A 19,491-nucleotide genomic window follows, 5' to 3' on the forward strand; every position below is an offset into this window, starting at 1 on the left:
GCCTGACACGAGCTAGCGTCGCTCTCGGCCCGATCCCGAGCCGGAATGCGAGCCGGATCCCGAGGCGGAACCCGCGGTGTGGTCGGTGAGTCGCTGCAGCCCTTCTTCCAGCGAGACCGCCGGCGTCCAGTCCAGATCCGCGCGCGTGCGTCGCTGATCGAACCAGTGCGCCGTCGAGAGCTGCTCGGCGAGGAATCTTGTCATCGGCGGCTCATCCTGCCCCGGTCGGATGCGCCACACGCCCTCGATGAGGGAGCCGGCGGCCCGAGCGATGACGGCTGGCACTCGGAGTCGGGGCGGCGGCGCTCCACCCGCGCGGCAGATCCCCTCCATGAGCTCCGCAACGGTCCGCGGCTCCCCGTTCGTGATGACGTAGCTGTTGCCGTGGGCGACCGGCGCTCGCCGCAACGCCGCTGCGATACCCGACGCGGCGTTGTCGACGTAGCATGAGTCGATGAGGGCCGCACCGCGCCCGAGGAGCGGCAGCGTGCCCCTCGTCGCCCGGTCGAGGATGCGAGCCACGAGCTGCGTGTCACCGGGGCCCCACACCAGGTGGGGGCGCACCGCGACGACGGCGAAGTCCGGGGAGTCGGCGGCGAGAGCACGCAGCTCCGCTTCCGCCTTCGTCCGGGCGTAGCTTCCGTGGGCGAGGTCGGGCCTGGCCTCATCCGCACCCGCGCCGTGGATGGCGGCACCGAAGTGGGCCACGGAGGGGGAGGAGACCATGACGAAGCGGGTCGCCCCCGCAGCCTTCGCATGCTCCACGAGACGCTCGGTCCCGGCGATGTTGACGGCCTCGAACTCCGCCTCCGCTCCGCTCAGCGACACCTTGGCCGCGAGGTGGACAACCCCCTCCATGCCGACGACAGCACGCGCAACGGCTGTGTCGTCGGTGATCGAGCCGAGCGCGTCCGTCACTCCGGCGATGCCGCTCGCGCTGCGCTGCATCGTCGTGACCTCATGGCCCTCGTCGCGCAGCTGCACCGCCACGGCGCGCCCCAGCATGCCGCTCGCCCCAGTGACGAGCACCCTCATGGGGCCGACACCCGCTCCCCGGAGAGCGCGCGCTCAGCCCAGCTGGCGAGCGCGGTCCGGTCGATCTTCGAGTTGTGTCTGATGTCGGTGGGCAGCTCGGGCACGATGAGGGCGGCAGCGAGGGGCTGCGTCGTGGAGGCGCGGAGCGCGTCGGCGAGCTCCGCCTCGGCCACACGGACCCCGCGAGAAGGCTCCCGGGTCTCGAGCACGGCCACCGCCTGCGCCGTTCCGGCTGGTCCGACACCGACGACGGCGGCGCGCCGCACCCACGGCAGCGTCTCGAGGTCCTGCTCAGTGCCGACCGGCGCGAGTGGACCGTCGACCGTCACGAAGACGTGGGGGAGGCGCCCCTCGATCCAGAGGCGTCCCTCGGCGTCGAGGTGGCCGACGTCGCCCGTGCGGTGCCAGCGGCGCCGGTCATCGTGATCGGGATGTCCGTGATCGGAACGTGCGTCATCGGAACAGGCCTGATCGGAAGGTCCCCGACTGGCGGACCCTGCGCCGCCGCCGGGCAGATCGCGCACGGCCGCCCGATCGGTCATCGCGAGGCGGTCGTAGCGCTCCTTGAGGTGTGGGGCGCTGATGATGACCTCGCCGAGCACTCCAGCCTGGTCGGAGGGGGCGCCGGTCGCGGCACCCGTCTCGTCAAGAGCGCTGATGCGGACGACGTTGCGCCCGATCGGTGTGCCGACGCACACTCCGTGGTCAGCGGCGAGCGCGGCGGCGGAGATGCCCTCGCGGTCGATGTCGGTGACGAGCAGGCACTCGGTCATCCCGTACGGCGTGTGCGCCTCCGCGTTCGGCATGAGGGCGCAGGCGTCGTCGAGCAGCCGCGCCCCGATGGGCGCCCCCGTCGAGAGGAACGTGTCGACGCTCCCGAGGGCCTCGCGCTGCGCCGCATCGAGGTCGTCGCGCGTCGCGACGACGTTGAGGATCGCGGCGGGCGAGAGGAACACGATGCGCGCATCCGCCGCTACGACCGCATCAGCCACGGCCGTGGCCGTGAGAGTTCGGGGGGAGGTGACGTCCATATCCGGCGTCACCGATCGGGTTCCGAGGGCCGGGCCGAGCAAGGCGAAGGGGGCGAAGCCCGTGACGAGGCCCGATTCGGCCGTCACCCCGTAGGTGTCGCGGAGCGTGTCCCGCACTGCCTGCAACTGGCGGTGCGTGTACACGACGCCCTTCGCGGGTCCGGTCGAGCCCGAGGTGAACAGCACCGCTGCAAGGTCCTCTGGACCTGGAGGAGTCGGCAGCGCCGCGCCGCGCCCGAGGGCGGCCACCTCGGCGAGCGAGTGCGCCACACCGAGGGCGGCTCGAGCGCTGGCCGGGATGCTCGTGGCGCTGATGCGCAGGCCAGGCCAGCCGAGCGCCTTGGCCGCTGTCAGACCGGGGACCTGGCCGATGATGACGTCGGGCCAGGCGCCGCGGACGGCGCGTGAGAGACCCTTGACGCCGAGCCCGGCATCCGCGACGACGACGACGGCGCCGATGCGCAGGCAGGCGTAGACGATGGCGGTGAGGGTGACACCAGGCTGCACGAGCAGCGACACGCGGTCGCCCCGGCGCACCCCGACGGCGCTCAGGCCGGCCGCGATCTCGTCGACTCGGCGCGCAAGCTGCCGCCAGGAGACCCGCAGCGGAGCTCCATCCGTCCCGCGCCCCATCTCGAGGGCAGCGATGCTCGGGTCGTCACGGTGCTCGTCCAGTGCAGCCCACATGGGCGTGGATGCGTCCTCGGGGCTCGGTTCCGGAGCGTGCTGGCCCCGGCGACGAGCAGTTCCCGCGGCGACGTCGTCGAGCCAGGCGAGGAGATGCGTCGCGTACGGGGTGTCCTCCGCGATGAGGTGTCCAGCGCCTTCGAAGCGGTGCACCTCAGCGTGGGGGAGGCGACGCATGAGGTCACCCAGGTACAGGTCGGTGAAGATCGGGTCGCGGGGGCCCCAGAGCAGCAGCGCTGGCACGTCGAGCGCGGCGACACCAGCGGAGACACCCTGCAGCGCCTCGTGGCTCCGTGTGGATTCGTCGACCGGGATGTCGGCCACGAACTGCTCGATGCCGAGCCGCGAGGCCCGATCGAGGTAGGGCGCCGAGTAGGCGGCCTTCACCTGGGGGGCGAGCGGCGGATTCGCGAGGGCGAGCGTCGTGGCCAGGAAGGCCGGACTCGTCGACGTGGATGCGCGCAGCACGGGGCCGAAGCGGGCGAGACGCAGGGCGGCCGGGATGGGCAGCTCGCTCGGCTGGTCGACGGCGGTGTTGAGGGAGGCGACCGCCGTGAGCAGCTCCGGGTGGCGGACCGCCCAGCCAAGCGCGACGACCCCGCCCCAGTCATGGCCGAGTGAGACGACGTTGCCGCTGAGACCGAGCTCGTCGGTCAGTGCGCCGAGATCGAGGATGCGCTGCTCGAGCGTGCGACGCACCTCGGTGCGCTCGGAGAAGCCCATCTCGAGCTGGTCGACCGCGATGACGCGCCACGCGGCCGCCCCGGATTCGGCGGCCGAGATCGATTCGCTCACCAGCGAGCGCCAGAGGTACGACCACGTGGGGTTGCCGTGCACGGCGAGGACCGTGCCGACGGGTTCGATGCCCAGCTCCTGGAGTATCGGCCCCGTGTCGAGGAGGTGCCAGGTGCGGCTCGAGCCGGTGTCCTCGCCGACGCCCGTCGTCTCGACGAGGCGGCTGAATCGTTCCTGGAGGCCGGGCAGGCCGGCGGGTGGGCGAGAGGCCGACCTCACCACTTGAGCTCCATCATCGCCGTGTTGAGGCCGGACCCGACCCCCATGAGGAGGACCCGGTCGTCGCGCTTCAGGCTCTTCGACTGCAGGTCGAGGGTGATGGGGATGGACGCGGGACCGACGTTCCCGAGCGTCGGGTAGGTGGTCGGCACGCGCTTGGCGTCGAGGCCGACGGCCTTGACGATCGCGTTGGTGTGGACGCGCGACACCTGGTGGGTGATGTAGTGGTCCATCGACGACCAGTTCCAGTCGGTCTGCGCCTCTTTCCAGGCCGACACGACGAGGTCGAGGCCGCCGCGCAGCAGCGCCTTGGCATCCGTGAACATGCCCTGCACGCTGCCGACGCACAGCTCGTGGAACTGGGTCGCTGCTCGCGTCACGCCGCCGAGGATCTGGTGCCCCTCGGGGTGCTCGTCCGTGCGTCCGAGCACGGCTGCCGCCGCACCGGAGCCGAGCGTGAGGCTCGCGAACTCACTCATGAAGTCCTCGCGCCCGATGTCGTCGCGGAGCAGTCGGTTGATGGTGTTCACCTGGATCTCGTCGGCGTCCTCGCCGTTGACGATGATGGCGTAGCGGATCTGGCCCGCCTCGATCATCTGCGCTGCGAGCGTCATGCCGTTCACGAAGCCGAGGCACGCGTTCGCGATGTCAAAGTTCACGGCGGAGCTCGGCATACCCAGGCCGTGGTGCATGCGCACGGCCACCGATGGCTCGAGATGGGTGCGGGTCACTGACGTGTTGATAAGCAGGCCCACCTCGCTCGCGTCCACACCCGCGCGGCGGAGCGCCTCGTGGCCGGCGGCGACGGTCGCCTCGGTGAACGATTCGCCCTCAGCCCAGTTCCGTCGCTCGGTCACGCCGGCGACGCGCTCGAGGAGGTTGCCTGGGAGTCGAAGCCGCTTCAAGCCGGCGGCGAGCTTGCCTTCGATGTCTGCCGAAGCCGTTGCCTTCGAGGGAAGGCTGCTCGCAACCGACAGCAGCGAGACGTTGTGGAAGCGAGTAGTCGCGTTACCTGTCATAGATGTAATTTGCGTCCTGAGCCGTGCAGAGAGTGGGGAGGGGCGTAACCACGTCAGTCTAGGTGTTCGTCGATGACCGTATTCTCAGGCCCGATCATTAGCGTGCAGAGATGTTGCCAAGTGATATTCCTAGCCATGAAGATCTGCTTGAACTGACCGAGTACCGGGGCGAGGGCAGCGTGAGCATCGCCATCCCGGCCTCGAGTGCCCCGAGCGAGTCGGAGGCCCTGCGACTGGAGTTGCGGGCCGCCGTGAGCCAGGCGGCGAAGGAGCTCGAGACTCTCGGTCTGGATCGGACGCGTATCGCGAAGATCCTCGATCCAGCGAAGCAGCTCGAGTCCGATCCCGAGTTCTGGCGGGCTCAATCCCGCTCCCTCGTCATCCTCGCGTCCGCCGACCGTTTCCGCACCTTCCGCCTCGCCAACCGCCTCGGCCAGCACGTCGCGGTTGGCGACCGCTTCGACGTCGGCGCACTGCTGCGCGCGACGACGTTCCCGAACTGCGGCTTCGTGCTCGGGCTCTCTCGAGGCGAGGTGACGCTTTTCGAGGTGCTCGCCGACGCGAAGCCGCGCCAGCTGCCCATCGAGGGGCTCCCCGACGACCTCGCGACGGTGCTCGAGCACACGACCACCGGCGGCCGCTTCGATCGACAGCGCGCGCAGGGAACGACGGGCGACCGGATCGGGCACGAGCGCTTCGCGCGCATCGTCCAGGAGCAGGTCATCCCGATTCTCCGAGACTCGGGTGCCCCGCTCATCCTCGCCGCGACCGGCGACTTCGACACCGCCTACCGGGCCGTGAACGAGTACCCGGGGCTCCTCGAGCAGCGCATCGGCGCCCACCCGGGTTCACTCGCGCCGGGGGAGCTCGACGCGAAGGCGCGCGGCATCCTCGACGACCACTACCGGGGGGAGATCAACGACTGGCGGGAGGAGTTCGGCACGAAGCGGAGCAACGGCCACGCGACCACCTCCATCAATGAGGTTGCGAAGGCGGCCTCGCAAGGCGCCGTCGCCGAGCTCTACTTCGACATGGACTCGACCCTGGAGGGCGAGCTGGACGAGGACGGCAAGCTCACGCGCGCCGAGACCCCCGGCCCGCACACCTACGCCATCGTGGACGAGATCGCCGCCCGCGCCCTCAAGCACGGCGCCAAGGTCAGGGCCGTTCGGCGAGGCGACCTCGTCGACGGCGCCGAGGTGGCCGCGACGCTTCGGTATCCCCTGAACGCCACGGCGTAGCCGCACCAGCAGAGCCCAAGGCAGCGCCCGACAGGCGCTCGAGCGAAACGGCGGGGTGCGGGCTCAGGACGAGCCCGCACCCCGCCGTCGTGCACGAGGGTGTCGCGTCGGGCGTCGCCGAACTCGCGTCAGGCGCCACCGAAGCGGAGGGCCTCGGCATCGAGGCGGTGCTGCGCCTGCTCGATGGTCCGAGACGAGTAGCTCCCTGACGACCTCGCATCGAGCAGCGCCAGCTGGGCGTTGTCGAGCAGGATGCGGGTGAGCTCTCGCCGCTGCACGTGCGTGTCCTGCGCGTCCTCGTCGAGGTCGACGGGCTTCGAGAGCAGCCGACTCATGCGGGACGCGACTGCCTGCACCTGCTCAAGCAGCTCAGCGTCGTACTCTCCACCATCCGCCCGCCGAAGCTCCGGGTTCGCGAGCGACTCGCGCGCGACGTCGAACACCTCGTCGGCGAGGCTCGCGAGCTCCCGCGCGTCCGCGTCGGCGTCCGTGCCGGTGACCCCGAGCTTCCTGATGAGGAGCGGGAGGGTCCCGCCCTGCACGACGAGCGTCACGATCGCCACCGTGAAGGCGATCAGCACGAGCTGCGGCCTGTACGGGAAATCGGCGGGCAGCGACTGCGCCGCCGCGAGCGTGACGACCCCGCGCATCCCGGACCACGCGAGCACTGCCCCGCCTCGCCAGCCGAGCCCCTCGTCACGATAGAACGCGATGTCGGCGCTCGCACGCTTGGCTCGGTCGACGAGGCGCGGTCGCGCGCTCGCGAGTCCTGGGGCGGTCACCCGCTTGAGGAACTGCTCGACGCGAGGCGCGACGAGCTCGGCGCGGCGCTGCTCCCTTCGGAGCATGAGCACGAGCGGGATGACGAACAGCACTCGGATGACGACCAGCGCGATCGTCGCGAGCAGGCCGATGCCGACAGCATGCAACAGCCCGATGCCGTCTGCGTCGCCGTCGACGGACTCGATGAGCGCGGACAGTTCGAAGCCCATGAGGAGGAAGACGCCGTTCTCCAGCAAGAGCTGCGCCGTGCGCCAGTTCGTGCGCTCGCTGATGCGATCCTGCGGGCTGAAGCGGCTCGCACTGGCGTGCCCCGTGATGAGGCCCGCGACCACGACCGCGAGCACACCGGAGCCACCCACCTCCTCCGTCGGCACGTAGGTCAGGAAAGGCACCGTGAAGGAGATCGCCGTCGTCAGCACGGCGCTGTCGAGCTTGGAGCGCACGTACACGGTGACCGCGCCGACCACGGCGCCGAGCACCACGGCCAGGGTCACGGCGAGCACGAAGTCACCGACAGCTCCCCAGAACGACAGCGCTCCCGCCGTCGCCGCGATCGCGCTGCGGAGCATGACAAGCGCCGTCGCATCGTTCACGAGGCCCTCGCCCTCGAGCACCGTCACGAGGCGCGGAGGAAGACCGAGCCGCTTGCCGACCGCCGTCGCGGCCACCGCATCCGGCGGGCTGATGACGGCCCCGAGCGCGATCGCGGCGGCGAGGTTCAGGTCGGGGAGGAGCGCGTAGAGGAGCAGCCCGCTGCCGAACGCCGAGATGATGACGAGCAGCACCGACAGCCCCGTGATGGAGCGCAGGTTGCGTCGGAAGTCCGCCAGCGGAACGTTCACGGCGGCCGAGTAGAGGATGGGCGGCAGCACGATCGTGAGGATCAGCTCAGGGGGGAACTCGAAGTCAGGGACCCCGGGCAGATAGCCGACGCCGATACCGACGAGCACCAGCAGGATGGGCGCCGCGACCCCCAGCTTGGGCGCGATGGCGGCCACGGCGACGATGATGAGGACCGCCGCCACACCGAAGACTGCGAGTTCGAGCTCCATGGAACAGCAGACTAATCGGCCACGGCCGTGATCCCGGTCGCTCGCGCGCGTCGCAATGTTGCACTCCATTTCGGCGGGTGACGCACCCAGGCTCCCGGCTGTGACGCGCGGAACTACGATCGGGCAACCCAGAACACCGCGGCTGCTGCGCTCCGCGGTGCTCGGACACCGGATCCCGTGAGAGAGGCATCATGTCGAGACGACCAAGCCCCGGACGATTCACGGTCGGGCTCGCCCTCCAGGGCGCAGGCTGGCACCCGGCCGCGTGGACGGTGCTGCCACGCGGTGACGGGACTCGGCTCACGGAGCTCGGCTACTGGCGCGATCTCGTCCAGCATGCCGAGCGCGCCGGGATCGACTACGTCACCTTCGAGGACGCCTACCAGATCGAGGGGAGCGCCCCGGACTGGGAGGCATCTCGCGATCTCGCCGAGGTGTCGCTCGACGCGACCCTGCTCGCGGCCGCCCTCGCCCCGCACACCAAGCGGATCGGGCTCGTCCCCACCATCGGCCTCACGCACGCGGAGCCCTTCCACGCGGCTACGAGCATCCAGACCCTCGACTTCGTGTCGCTCGGCCGTGCGGGCCTTCGGGCCAAGCTCAGCGCGAGTGCCGCGGAGGCGGCGAGCTTCGGACGCAAGAGCTCACTCGGTCTCGACGCGATCTTCGCCGAGGGAGCGGACTCGGTCGAGGTCATCCGGCGGCTCTGGGACAGCTGGGAGGACGATGCCGTCATCCGCGACGAGTCGACGGGCCGGTTCATCGACGCGGACCGCCTGCACTACGCGGACTTCGAGGGCGAGCACTTCAGCGTGAAGGGGCCCTCTATCGTGCCGCGCTCGCCGCAGGGGCAGCCGCCGGTCTTCGCGCTCGCGCAGACGCAGGACGCGTTCGAGTTCGCGGCGCGGCAGGCCGACGTCGTGTTCGTCACGCCTGGCCGAGCCACGGTCGCCGAGCTCCTCGCTGCGATCCGCGAGGCAGAGCAGCGCGTGGGCCGCACGGGCGAGCCCCTCCGCGTCGTCGCCGACCTGGAGATCTTCCTCGGCGACGAGGACGGGTCGACGGAGGAGCACTTCCGAGCGCTCGACGAGCGCGTCCGCGCTGACTCCGGCTACCGCAGCGACACCCGAGTCGTGGTCAGATCAAACGTGACGACCGCCGAGCTCATCGCCAAGTACGCGGACGCTGGCCTCGACGGCGTGCGCGTCCGCCCCCTGACCCACGGCGACGTCGCCGAGTTCGTCGACAGGGTGCGCCCCATGCTGGAGGCTCGAGGCATCGTCTCGCCCCCCAACCCCCGCGAGAAGTCACCGAGCCTGCGCAAGACTCTCGGGCTCGAACCGCGTCCCGCGAATCGCTTCGCCGCAGCCCACGCAGACCGCCAAGCGGCTCGCGGCCGCGGTGCCCTGGTCAACGATGGAAAGGCACAGCGCGCATGAGCGGCACGCCCCTCAAGCAGGTCCACCTCGCGGCGCACTTCCCCGGCGTCAACAACACGACCATCTGGACCGACCCTGATGCAGGAAGCCAGATCGACCTCGCCTCCTTCCGGGCCTTCGCGGAGACGGCCGAGCGCGGCAGGTTCGACTACCTGTTCCTCGCCGAGGGGCTTCGGCTTCGCGAGCACAAGGGGCGCATCCACGAGCTCGACGTCGTCGGGCGGCCCAACACGCTCGTGATCCTCGCCGCACTCGCCAGCCTCACCGAGCACATCGGACTCGTCGGCACACTCTCCTCGACCTTCAACGAGCCGGCAGATCTCGCGAGGCAGCTCGCGACCCTCGATCACCTCTCCGAAGGCCGAGCCGGCTGGAACGTCGTCACTTCGAGCGACGCGTTCCACGGTCAGAACTTCCGCCGCGGCGGGTTCCTGGAGTACGCGGAGCGCTATGAGCGGGCCGAGGAGTTCGTGCGGCTCTCGAAGCGCCTCTGGGACGCGTGGGAAGCGGACGCGATCGCCGCCAACCCCGGCCGGGGCGAGTACCTGCGCCCCGGCGGGGTCAGCCGCATCAACCACGTCGGCAAGCACTTCGACGTCGAGACGATCCCGAACCTGCCCCGCAGCCCCCAGCGCTACCCGGTCATCGTGCAGGCCGGCGACTCCCCGGCGGGGCGCGACTTCGCGTCGGCGAACGCCGAGATCATCTTCTCTCTCCACGCCGCCTTCGAGGACGGCAAGCGGTTCTACGACGACGTCAAGGGCCGCCTGCCTGCCGCCGGCCGCTCACGCGACTCTCTCCTGATCATGCCGGCAGCGACGTTCGTCATCGGCGATTCGGAGGCGGACGCCCGCGAGCGGTCCCGCGAGGAGGCCCTCGCCCAGGTCAGCCCGCAGACGGCGATCGCGATGCTCGAGCAGGTGTGGGGGAGGGACCTGTCTGGCGTCGACCCGGACGGTCCGCTTCCCGACCTCGAGCCGGGCGACGAGCGCATCCGCGCCGGTCAGGCGAACGACCTCTCCAAGCAGCGCGCCCAGATCTCCAAGTTCAGGGAGATCGCGGAGCGCGAGTCGCTCACCGTGCGCGAGCTGATGGTGAAGCTCAACACGCGGCACACCTTCGTCGGGACGGCGTCGCACATCGCCGACGAGATCTCCCGCTACGTCCAGGGCGGTGCGTCCGACGGGTTCGTCATCGTGCCCTCGCTGATCCCGAACGGGCTCGACCGCTTCGTCGACGGAGTGATCCCAGAGCTGCAGGAGCGCGGCGTGTACCGCGAGGAGTACACCCCCGGGGCCACCCTCCGCGAGACGCTCGGACTGCCAGCGGAGCCGCCGTCGGCGGATGCGCCCAGCGGTCAGCTGCTCGGCGCTGGCGGTGCCTCCGCCGGTGTCGGCGGGGCGTGACGCTCCAGGAACTCGTACACCTCCACCTCGTCGACGCCGGGGAACGCCCCGGTCGGCATCGCCGCGTGCAGTGAGGTGTGGAGTCGGGCGTTCGGGAACGAAGCGCCCGCCCACCTCGCCGACAGCTGCTCCGAGGGGCGGCGACAGCAGTCGCCGTTCGGGCAGGTGGAGGTATGCCTTCGCGTCGTCTCGCGTCCCGCGAACCACTTCGCGTGCTCGAAGGCCGTGCCGACGCTGACCGAGAAGGTGCCCCGAGGCGTGGTCTGGATGCGCGAGGTGCACCAGTAGGTCCCGACCGGCTTGTCCGTGTACTGGTGGTACGGGCTGAAGCGGTCCTCGACGTCGAACACCCGTCGCGCGCTCCACTGCCTGCACACGAACTGGCCCTCCACGGCGCCGAGCGCGTCGGTGGGGAAGCTGACGCTGTCGTTCTCGTAGGCCTTCGAGATGACCCCGGACTCGCTGACCTTGAGGAAGTGGACCGGGATGCCGAGGTGATGGGTGCTGAGGTTCGTGAACCGGTGCGCGGCGGTCTCGTAGCTCACGCCGTACGCGTCGCGGAGGTCCTCGACCGAAAGCGCCCGACGCTGCTGGGCCGCGCCCATGAGCTTCGCGGCGCCCAGCTCCGGGATCAGGAGCGCGCCGGTGAAGTAGTTCGTCTCGACCCGCTGCATGAGGAACTCCGCGTAGTCGCGCGGCGCCTCGTGGCCGAGCACGTAGCTCGAGATGGTCTGCAGGATGATCGATCGGGGGTCCGCATCCGCCGACTGGGCCAGGGGCACGTAGATGCGGCCGTGCCTCCGATCGACGACCGAACGGGTCGAGACGGGCAGGTCGCGCACATAGTGCAGCGTCAGCCCGAGGTGAGCCGCGATGTCGGCCGCGGTGCGCTGCGACAGCGGCCCGTCCGTGTGCCCGACGCTCGTGAGCAGCGCAGCGGCCTGCTCCTCGAGTTCCGCGTAGTAGTTGTCCCGCTCCCGCATGGCACGCCGCAGCTCGGTGTTGGCTCGCCGCGCCTCCTCTGGGGTCGCCGCCCGCTCTGAGTCGATTCTGGCGAGCTCCCGGTAGAGAGCGAGGATCGTCTCGATGGCCTCGTCGCTCAGCGAGCGGCGGATGGGGAGCGGATCCAGGCCGAGCGCGAGCGCGATCCGGCCCGCCTGCGCGCGTTCGAGTTCGACTTCGAGTGACGCGCGCTTCGAGAGCGGGGCGTCGGAGAGCAGCTCGTCGACGCTCACCCCGAAGAGGCGCGCGAAGGCCTGCAGCTCCGTCAATCGAACCTCGCGCTTCCCTGTCTCGATGGCGGAGATCTGCGAGGGTGCGCGCTTGATGGCGGTGCCGAGCGCCTCGAGGGTGAGGCCCCGCTCCTGCCGAATCGAGCGGATGCGTCGGCCGAGCGTCAGAACGTCGATGTCCATGTGCGCAACCGTGCCACACACATCCTTCTGCGCGCTAGAAGAACGGGCAGATTTCTAGTGGGAGTTTCCATCTCGGGCGTCCAGGACGGCGCAGGATCGACACAACACCAGTTCTTCGAGCAAAGGAGCTCATCATGGACCAGACGACGCCTCACGGAACCGAGTCGGCGCAGGCGACGGCCGCGAGCATCGAGAATGCCTGGAAGACAGAAGCGCGCTGGAGTGGCATCACGCGCGACTTCTCCGCCGAGGACGTCGTCGCCCTGCGGGGGAGTGTCGTCGAGGAGCAGACGCTCGCACGCCGAGGAGCGGAGCACCTCTGGGACCTCGTGAACGACGACGACGGCAGCTGGGTCGCTGCCCTCGGAGCCCTCACTGGCAACCAGGCCGTGCAGCAGGTGCGCGCCGGCCTCAAGGCCATCTACCTCTCCGGGTGGCAGGTCGCGGCCGACGCGAACCTCTCCGGCCAGACCTACCCGGACCAGAGTCTCTACCCGGCGAACTCCGTGCCGGCCGTCGTCCGCCGCATCAACAATGCCCTCCTCCGCGCCGACCAGATCGAGACCGCCGAGGACGGGGCGCCGAGCCGCGACTGGCTCGCGCCCATCGTCGCCGATGCCGAAGCGGGCTTCGGCGGCCCGCTCAATGCCTACGAGCTCATGGCCTCCATGATCCAAGCAGGAGCCGCTGGCGTGCATTGGGAAGACCAGCTCGCGAGCGAGAAGAAGTGCGGTCACATGGGCGGCAAGGTCCTCGTGCCGACCCAGCAGCACATCCGCACCCTCAACGCGGCCCGTCTCGCCGCCGACGTCGCCGGCGTGCCCAGCGTCATCATCGCCCGCACCGACTCCCTCGCCGCGAACCTCATCACGAGCGATGTCGACGAGCGCGACCGACCGTTCCTGACGGGCGACCGGACCGCCGAAGGGTTCTACGAGACGAAGCCAGGCATCGAGACCGTGCTCGCCCGCGGGCACGCCTACGCCCCGTACGCCGACCTCCTCTGGGTCGAGAGCGGCGAACCCGACCTCGAGCTGGCCCGAACCTTCGCCGAGAGCATCCACGCGGAGTTCCCCGGCAAGAAGCTGGCCTACAACTGCTCGCCGTCCTTCAACTGGAAGCGACACCTCGACGACGCGCAGATCGCCGCGTTCCAGCGTGAGCTCGCTGCGATGGGCTACACCTTCCAGTTCATCACCCTTGCCGGATTCCATGCGCTCAACCACTCCATGTACACCCTCGCCCGCGACTACAGCGCCCGCCACATGAGTGCCTACGTCGACCTCCAGGAGGCCGAGTTCGCGAGCGAGGCCGACGGCTACACGGCGACGAAGCACCAGCGCGAGGTCGGCACCGGCTACTTCGACCGCCTGTCCTCGAGCCTCAACCCCGCCAGCTCCACACTCGCGCTCGTCGGCTCCACCGAGTCCGAGCAGTTCCACTGAACCGCGCGACGTCACGCTCTCCCGCGACCCCTCTGACCCCCGCGACCTCTCTGACCCCCGCGACCTCTCTGACCCCCGCGACCTCTCTGACCCATCGACGCAGAAAGCAGCCATGACCATGAACAGCACACCAGAACCGCGCCTGAAGGTGACGGGGCCGATCGGCGACCGCTTCGACGAGATCCTCACCCGCGAAGCCCTCGAGTTCGTCCTGCGCCTCCACGACCAGTTCGCGGGCCGCCGCCACGAACGCCTCCTCGCCAGGATGGACGGCCGGAAAGCCGTCGAGAACGGCCGCGACTTCCGCTTCCTGAGTGAGACGGCAGCCGTGCGGGAGGACCCGAACTGGCGAGTCGCCGGCGCCGGCCCCGGCCTCGAGGACCGCCGCATCGAGATCACCGGCCCCACCGACCGAAAGATGACCATCAACGCCCTCAACTCGGGAGCGAACGCCTGGCTGGCCGACCTCGAGGACGCGACGAGCCCCACCTGGCAGAACATCGTCGGCGGGCAGGTCTCGCTGCTGGACGCCGTCAGAGAGCGCATCGAGTACACGAGCCCAGAAGGAAAGGAGTACTCGGTCACCGCCGACACGACGCCGACCATCATCGTCAGGCCTCGCGGCTGGCACCTCGTCGAGAAGCACCTCAGCTACACCGACCGCTCGGGCCAGCAGCGGCCCGCTTCCGGTTCCCTCGTGGACTTCGGGCTCTACTTCTTCCACAACGCCACGGAGTTGCTGGCACGCGGGCGCGGTCCGTACTTCTACCTGCCCAAGCTCGAGAACCACCTCGAGGCGCGCCTCTGGGACGACGTCTTCACCTTCTCGGAACGGGCCATCGGCATCGAGCACGGCACGATCCGGGCGACCGTGCTCATCGAGACGCTCCCGGCGGCCTTCGAGATGGACGAGATCCTCTACGAGCTCCGCGAGCACTGCGCCGGCCTCAACGCCGGACGATGGGACTACATCTTCAGCTTCATCAAGCACTACCGCTCGCGCGGACCCCAGTACGTCTTCCCGAACCGTGACCGGATCACGATGACGGTCCCGTTCATGCGTGCATACACGGAGCTGCTCGTGCGGACCTGCCACGCTCGGGGCGCGCACGCAATCGGCGGCATGAGCGCCTTCATCCCGAACTCCCGCGAGCCCGAGGTCACGGCGCGTGCCCTCGAGAAGGTGCGCGCCGACAAGGCGAGGGAGGCCGGTGACGGATTCGACGGGTCGTGGGTCGCGCATCCGGGACTCATCGACGTTGCACGCACTGAATTCGACGCCGTGCTCGGCGGGGCACCGAACCAGCTCGGACGGGACCGCTCCGAGGTCGACGTCACGGCGGCGCAGCTCCTCGACGTGCGCTCGCTGGAGAAGCACGTCACCGATGAGGGGGTGCGCGCCAATGTCTCCGTCGCGCTCCGCTACATCGAGAGCTGGCTGCGTGGGGTGGGTGCCGTCGCGATCGACGACCTCATGGAGGATGCGGCGACGGCGGAGATCTCACGCTCCCAGCTCTGGCAGTGGATCGCCCAACAGACCGTGACCGACTCCGGCACGGTGGTGACGCGTGAGCTGGTCGCGTCGCTGCTCGACGGCGCCCTCAGTGACGCGCAGCGCTTCGAGGGCGACCGCTTCGAGGCCGCCGCGCAGATCCTGCGACGAGTCTCACTGGACGACGAGTTCCCGACGTTCCTGACGATCCCCGCCTACGCGCACCACCTCTGCGAGCGGCCGGTCGCGCGGAGCATCGAGCGTGAGGCGCACCTCGCCGCAGCCTGAGCGAGAGTCAGCCCGCTGCCCGCCGTTGCGGCATGCCGCGGTGCTGACGGCCCTGGCGGTCCGGGCGTCTCTGTCCGTGTCTCTGTCCGTGCCTCTGCACGCGTCTCTGCACGCGTTCCTGCCCGGACCGTCAGCGCTGCAGCGGTGCGAGTCCGCGCGCCTCGAGGGCGCCCTCGAGGATGCCGACGGCGCGGGGGCCGACGCCGTGCAGGGAGAGCAGGTGCTCGCGGCTCGCACCGGCGACGTCGCCGAGCAGGGTCTGCCCATCGCCGGCGAGCGCACGGGTCGCTGGAGCCCCGATGCCCAATCGGGCGATCGGCTCAGAGTCCGAGCCTGACGGCTCCGTCGCGGTCCGGTGGACGCCGAAGCGGTCTTCCGGGTCGATCCGGTCGAGCAGCTTCTGGGAGATCCTGCCGAGCGCGCTGAACTCCTCGGGGGTGAGGGCATCCACGATGAGCTCCCGCACCTTGCCGACGTGGCCGGGCGCAGTCTCCTCGAGGAACAGCATGCCGCTGTCGCTGAGCTTCGCGATCTTCGCCCTGCGGTCGCCGGGGTGGCTCGTGCGCTCGACGTGACCGCGCTGCTCCAGGCCGAGGACTACACGGGAGAGGCGTGGGAGCGTGGCGTTGGTGCGCGTCGCGAGGTCGGTCATGCGCAGACTCCGGCCCGGCGACTCCGAGAGGACCGCCATCACGAGATACTCGTAGTGCGTGATGCCGGCGTCGTTGCCGAGCTGCGTGTCGAGCGCACCCGGGAGCAGCTCGACGACCCCGATGAAGTGCAGCCACGAGTGCTGCTCGTCCGCGGAGAGCCATCTGGGTTCGGTCATGCCTTCATCCTCGCGTCTTTTACTTGTAGATGCAAGTTCTTGAGTGCTACGGTTCGTGCCATGACGACATCAGATGGCGACAAGCTCGACGCAGGCACCGGGATGGGCCTCGTCTCACTCCACGTCGGCGACCTCGCCGCGCAATCCGAGTACTACCGCACGGCGCTCGCCCTCGAGCCGATCGCCGAGACCGACGGCGAGATCACGCTCGGACGAGGAGCCGCCCCGCTCGTGCGCCTCCGGCACACCCCCGGCCTCCCGGTCGCTCCGCGACGTGCCGCCGGGCTCTTCCACACCGCCCTCCTGTTCGACACGCCGAGCGACCTCGCCGCGACCGTCTACCGGGCGGCCCAGCACCCGCGCTCCCAGTTCGTCGGATCCTCCGACCACCACGTCAGCGAGGCCTTCTACTTCACCGACCCAGAGGGCAACGGCATCGAGCTCTACACCGACCGTCCGCGTGACACGTGGCTCGACGCCACCGGGCGCATCGCCATGTCCACCGAGTTCCTCGATCCCAACGCCTACCTGCGAGCCAATCTCGTCGAAGACACCGCGGATGCGCCCCAGAAGGCAGCAGCGGACGTCGGCCACGTGCACCTGCAGGTCGGCGACGTCGACACGGCCAAGAGCTTCTACGTCGACACCCTCGGCTTCGAGACGACGACCACCTATCCGGGAGCGCTCTTCGTGAGCGCGGGCGGCTACCACCACCACATCGCCCTCAACGTCTGGAACAGCGCAGGCGCCGGACCCCGAGCCGCGACCCTGGGGCTCGGCCAGCTCACGATCGAGGTTCCAGAACGGACCGAGCTCGACGCTGTTGCCGACCGGCTCCGCGGCGCCGGCCTTCAGTTCGCCGACGATGGGGCGACCATCACCGTGCTGGACCCCTGGCGCTCCGAAGTCGTGCTCCGCACGCGTGAGGAGGCAGTCGCAGCATGAGCGAGCTCGCGATCAGCACAGCCCTCTCGTCGGTCGATGCCTCTGGCAAGCGGCCGATCCTCCTGCTCATGCACGGCTACGGGTCGCACGAGGACGACCTCACGAGCCTCCTGCCGGCCCTCGGCGACGGCTTCGACTGGGCGTCCCTGCGCGCGCCCCTCGTCCTCCGTGAGAAGACGCCCGCCGAGGTCGGCTCCTACGCCTGGGTGCCCATCGACCGCCCCGGCCTGCCCGACCCGGCCAAAGCCGCAGCGGCCACGGACGCCGTGCTCGCCTGGCTCGACCAGAACACGGCACCGGCCGCGAGCGTCATCCCGATCGGCTTCTCGCAGGGCGGGCTCATGGTGACCCAGCTGCTTCGCCGGGAGCCGCAGCGCTTCGAGCGCGGAGCCATCCTCTCCGGCTTCTCCCTCCAGGGCGAGCAGCCGGGCGACGAGGAGCTCACCAGCATCCGCCCACCCGTGTTCTTCGGGCGCGGGGACCGGGACCAGATCATCAGCGACGCCACCTTCGACCGAACCACCGCGTGGCTGTCCGATCACGCGACGGCCAGCGAGCACGTCTACCCGGGCCTTGCGCACGGCATCTCGCCGCAGGAGCTGGAAGACCTCGCCGGGTTCCTCAGCGCAATGTGACCCTGCGTGTCCTCCTGGTACCTGAGATTTCGGCCGTCCACCTGAGTGGGCGGCCGTCTTCCTAGTCTCTGGACATCCCCGTACCTGGGGCCGATCCCGCAAGTGGGATGCGTTCCGCCTAGAAGGAGTCCAGATGACCCGCTCGACCAGACCGCTCTCCGCCGCCGCCCTCGCCGCGGTCGGGATGATGGCGCTCGCCTCGTGCGCGGCGCAGTCTGGAGCGGTTCCGGCGGCCGACGCAGAGCCCGTCCAGGGTGGCAACCTGCGCGTCGGCATCCTCAGCGACATCGGATGCATCGACCCGGCCCAGGTCGGCAACAACAACAACGTCAACATCGCCCGCCAGACCGTCGCGTCGCTCACGACGCAGGACGTCGAGACCGGCGAAGTGCTTCCGTGGCTCGCTGAGTCCTGGGAGATCTCGGACGACGCGAGGGAGTTCACCTTCACGCTCGCCGAGGGGCCGACCTTCGCCGACGGCACGCCCATCGACGCCGAAGCCGTCAAGGCCAACGCGGAGGGCGTCCAGGCGCTCGGCGCGAAGTCGCCGCTCGGCAACCTGTACCTCGCCGGCCTCGAGTCGGTCACCGTCGTGGACCCGCAGACGGTGACTTATACCTTCGCCGAGCCGTCCGCGCAGTTCTTGCAGGCGACCTCCACCTTCACGCTCGGGCTCGTCTCCACCGAGAGCACGAAGCTCAGCCAGGAAGCGCGCTGCGCTGGCGACTTCATCGGCTCAGGGCCCTTCTCCGTCGAGAGCTACACCCCCAACGCCGAGACGGTCCTCGCCGCCCGCGAGGACTACGCGTGGGGTGCATCGACGACCGGCAACACCGAGCGTCCCTACCTCGACACGATCACGTACTCGGTCATCCCGGAGGCATCGACGCTCACCGGGTCGCTCCAGTCCGGCCAGCTCGACGTCTCGACCGACGTCTCCTTCGTCGACCTCGACGCACTCAAGGGCGCCGGCGCGAACGTGCAGAACCGCGCCAACCCCGGCGTCGTCTACAACCTCATCCCGAATGCCTCGCACCCGATCCTCTCCGACAAGAACGTGCGCCTTGCCGTGCAGAAGAGCATCAACCGCGAGGAGCTCCTCGCCCTCCTGACGCCAGAGGACAGCCCAGCCACGAGCGTGCTCGCCACGTCGACGCCCTACTACAGCGACCAGAGCGACATCCTCGAGTACAACGTCGAGGACGCCGCGAAGCTGCTCGACGAAGCCGGCTGGGTCGAAGGCGCGGACGGCATCCGCGAGAAGGACGGCCAGAAGCTGAGCTTCGAGCTCGCCTACTGGCAGCCGACCACCAACGTCCTCGAGCAGGTGCAGGTCCAGCTCGCCGCCGTCGGCATCGACCTCCAGCTCCGCGAGGCTCCCATCGCCGACGTGACCGCGATCAACGATGGCACGCAGCCGTTCACCTGGGCGAACATCACCCGCGCCGACCCGGACGCGCTCCGCATCTTCTTCTCGGCTGAGGGCGGCAACAAGTACAACTACCGCGAGGTCGGCCCGATCGACGAGGTGCTCAACTCGCAGGCCGCCATCGTCGATGCGGATGCGCGCCAGACCGAGGTCGACGCGGCTGTCACCAAGCTGCTCGAAGAGGGCTACGCCGTCCCCGTCATCCAGCTCTCCACGAACCTCGTCCAGGCGCCCGGCGTCCAGGGAGTGCAGTTCGAGGCGTCCAGCAGGCTCGACTTCTCGGCAGCCTGGAAGGCCGCGGAGTAA

Annotated in this window: 14 protein-coding genes; 8 read left to right on the forward strand and 6 right to left on the reverse strand. The window is 69.7% G+C overall.

The annotated features are described in order from the left end of the window. Positions 1-12: 12 nt before the first annotated feature. Genes GV007_RS06900 through GV007_RS06910 form a run of 3 tightly spaced genes read right to left on the reverse strand, consistent with a single transcriptional unit; the run spans position 13 to position 4,786 of the window. On the reverse strand, positions 13-1,035 hold the full coding sequence (locus GV007_RS06900) for an NAD-dependent epimerase/dehydratase family protein (protein WP_160071652.1): 1,023 nt from the start codon (positions 1,033-1,035) through the stop codon (positions 13-15). Then, on the reverse strand, positions 1,032-3,770 hold the full coding sequence (locus GV007_RS06905) for an alpha/beta fold hydrolase (RefSeq protein WP_160071654.1): 2,739 nt from the start codon (positions 3,768-3,770) through the stop codon (positions 1,032-1,034). The genes GV007_RS06900 and GV007_RS06905 overlap by 4 nt, the downstream gene beginning before the upstream one ends. Further along, positions 3,764-4,786, reverse strand: a complete 1,023-nt coding sequence (locus GV007_RS06910; RefSeq protein WP_160071656.1) for a 3-oxoacyl-ACP synthase III — start codon at positions 4,784-4,786, stop codon at positions 3,764-3,766. Before GV007_RS06910 ends, GV007_RS06905 begins: the two co-directional genes overlap by 7 nt. 110 nt (positions 4,787-4,896) lie before the next feature. Between GV007_RS06910 and GV007_RS06915 the strand changes: the two genes are divergently transcribed. After that, the gene (locus GV007_RS06915) at positions 4,897-6,027 is read left to right on the forward strand and encodes a baeRF11 domain-containing protein (protein WP_160071658.1); all 1,131 of its coding nucleotides are present in this window, start codon (positions 4,897-4,899) and stop codon (positions 6,025-6,027) included. A gap of 128 nt (positions 6,028-6,155) precedes the next feature. Here GV007_RS06915 and GV007_RS06920 read toward each other — a convergent pair whose 3' ends face one another. Continuing rightward, on the reverse strand, positions 6,156-7,862 hold the full coding sequence (locus tag GV007_RS06920; protein WP_160071660.1) for a cation:proton antiporter: 1,707 nt from the start codon (positions 7,860-7,862) through the stop codon (positions 6,156-6,158). A gap of 191 nt (positions 7,863-8,053) precedes the next feature. Between GV007_RS06920 and GV007_RS06925 the strand changes: the two genes are divergently transcribed. Both GV007_RS06925 and GV007_RS06930 read left to right on the forward strand, forming a co-directional pair. Continuing rightward, a complete protein-coding gene (locus GV007_RS06925) occupies positions 8,054-9,301 on the forward strand; it encodes an LLM class flavin-dependent oxidoreductase (RefSeq protein ID WP_160071661.1) in 1,248 nt (415 codons plus the stop codon). Beyond that, the gene (locus GV007_RS06930; protein ID WP_160071662.1) at positions 9,298-10,707 is read left to right on the forward strand and encodes an NtaA/DmoA family FMN-dependent monooxygenase; all 1,410 of its coding nucleotides are present in this window, start codon (positions 9,298-9,300) and stop codon (positions 10,705-10,707) included. Before GV007_RS06925 ends, GV007_RS06930 begins: the two co-directional genes overlap by 4 nt. Here GV007_RS06930 and GV007_RS06935 read toward each other — a convergent pair. After that, positions 10,659-12,122, reverse strand: a complete 1,464-nt coding sequence (locus GV007_RS06935) for an XRE family transcriptional regulator (protein WP_160071663.1) — start codon at positions 12,120-12,122, stop codon at positions 10,659-10,661. The genes GV007_RS06930 and GV007_RS06935 overlap by 49 nt on opposite strands. 134 nt (positions 12,123-12,256) lie before the next feature. On the opposite strand from GV007_RS06935, the gene aceA reads away from it, so the two are divergent. Next, a complete protein-coding gene (aceA, locus tag GV007_RS06940; RefSeq protein WP_160071664.1) occupies positions 12,257-13,567 on the forward strand; it encodes an isocitrate lyase in 1,311 nt (436 codons plus the stop codon). 112 nt (positions 13,568-13,679) lie between these two features. Further along, positions 13,680-15,347 carry a malate synthase A gene (gene aceB / locus GV007_RS06945; RefSeq protein ID WP_160071665.1) on the forward strand — a complete coding sequence of 556 codons (1,668 nt, stop codon included), beginning with the start codon at positions 13,680-13,682 and terminating at the stop codon, positions 15,345-15,347. A 130-nt stretch (positions 15,348-15,477) separates the two neighbouring features. On the opposite strand, the gene GV007_RS06950 is transcribed toward aceB, so the two are convergent. Next, the gene (locus tag GV007_RS06950; protein WP_160071666.1) at positions 15,478-16,176 is read right to left on the reverse strand and encodes a MarR family transcriptional regulator; all 699 of its coding nucleotides are present in this window, start codon (positions 16,174-16,176) and stop codon (positions 15,478-15,480) included. 60 nt (positions 16,177-16,236) lie between these two features. Here GV007_RS06950 and GV007_RS06955 point away from each other — a divergent pair, with 60 nt between their 5' ends. The 3 genes from GV007_RS06955 (at position 16,237) to GV007_RS06965 (ending at position 19,491) form a co-directional block, all read left to right on the forward strand. After that, entirely contained in the window at positions 16,237-17,121 is an 885-nt protein-coding gene (locus tag GV007_RS06955) for a VOC family protein (RefSeq protein ID WP_160071667.1), read from the forward strand. Then, the gene (locus tag GV007_RS06960) at positions 17,118-17,756 is read left to right on the forward strand and encodes an alpha/beta hydrolase (protein ID WP_160071668.1); all 639 of its coding nucleotides are present in this window, start codon (positions 17,118-17,120) and stop codon (positions 17,754-17,756) included. The genes GV007_RS06955 and GV007_RS06960 overlap by 4 nt, the downstream gene beginning before the upstream one ends. A 133-nt stretch (positions 17,757-17,889) precedes the next feature. Then, the gene (locus GV007_RS06965; RefSeq protein WP_160071669.1) at positions 17,890-19,491 is read left to right on the forward strand and encodes an ABC transporter substrate-binding protein; all 1,602 of its coding nucleotides are present in this window, start codon (positions 17,890-17,892) and stop codon (positions 19,489-19,491) included.

The organism is Pseudoclavibacter sp. 8L, assembly GCF_902506465.1.
Lineage (GTDB): Bacteria > Actinomycetota > Actinomycetes > Actinomycetales > Microbacteriaceae > Pseudoclavibacter.

Coding starts and splice junctions, on each gene's coding strand:
- GV007_RS06925 (WP_160071661.1), top strand. CDS start 8,054: ATGTCGAGACGACCAAGCCCCGGACGATTCACGGTCGGGCTCGCCCTC.
- GV007_RS06935 (WP_160071663.1), bottom strand. CDS start 12,122: ATGGACATCGACGTTCTGACGCTCGGCCGACGCATCCGCTCGATTCGG.
- GV007_RS06910 (WP_160071656.1), bottom strand. CDS start 4,786: ATGACAGGTAACGCGACTACTCGCTTCCACAACGTCTCGCTGCTGTCG.
- GV007_RS06900 (WP_160071652.1), bottom strand. CDS start 1,035: ATGAGGGTGCTCGTCACTGGGGCGAGCGGCATGCTGGGGCGCGCCGTG.
- GV007_RS06960 (WP_160071668.1), top strand. CDS start 17,118: ATGAGCGAGCTCGCGATCAGCACAGCCCTCTCGTCGGTCGATGCCTCT.
- GV007_RS06915 (WP_160071658.1), top strand. CDS start 4,897: ATGTTGCCAAGTGATATTCCTAGCCATGAAGATCTGCTTGAACTGACC.
- GV007_RS06965 (WP_160071669.1), top strand. CDS start 17,890: ATGACCCGCTCGACCAGACCGCTCTCCGCCGCCGCCCTCGCCGCGGTC.
- GV007_RS06930 (WP_160071662.1), top strand. CDS start 9,298: ATGAGCGGCACGCCCCTCAAGCAGGTCCACCTCGCGGCGCACTTCCCC.
- aceA (WP_160071664.1), top strand. CDS start 12,257: ATGGACCAGACGACGCCTCACGGAACCGAGTCGGCGCAGGCGACGGCC.
- GV007_RS06920 (WP_160071660.1), bottom strand. CDS start 7,862: ATGGAGCTCGAACTCGCAGTCTTCGGTGTGGCGGCGGTCCTCATCATC.
- aceB (WP_160071665.1), top strand. CDS start 13,680: ATGACCATGAACAGCACACCAGAACCGCGCCTGAAGGTGACGGGGCCG.
- GV007_RS06955 (WP_160071667.1), top strand. CDS start 16,237: ATGACGACATCAGATGGCGACAAGCTCGACGCAGGCACCGGGATGGGC.
- GV007_RS06950 (WP_160071666.1), bottom strand. CDS start 16,176: ATGACCGAACCCAGATGGCTCTCCGCGGACGAGCAGCACTCGTGGCTG.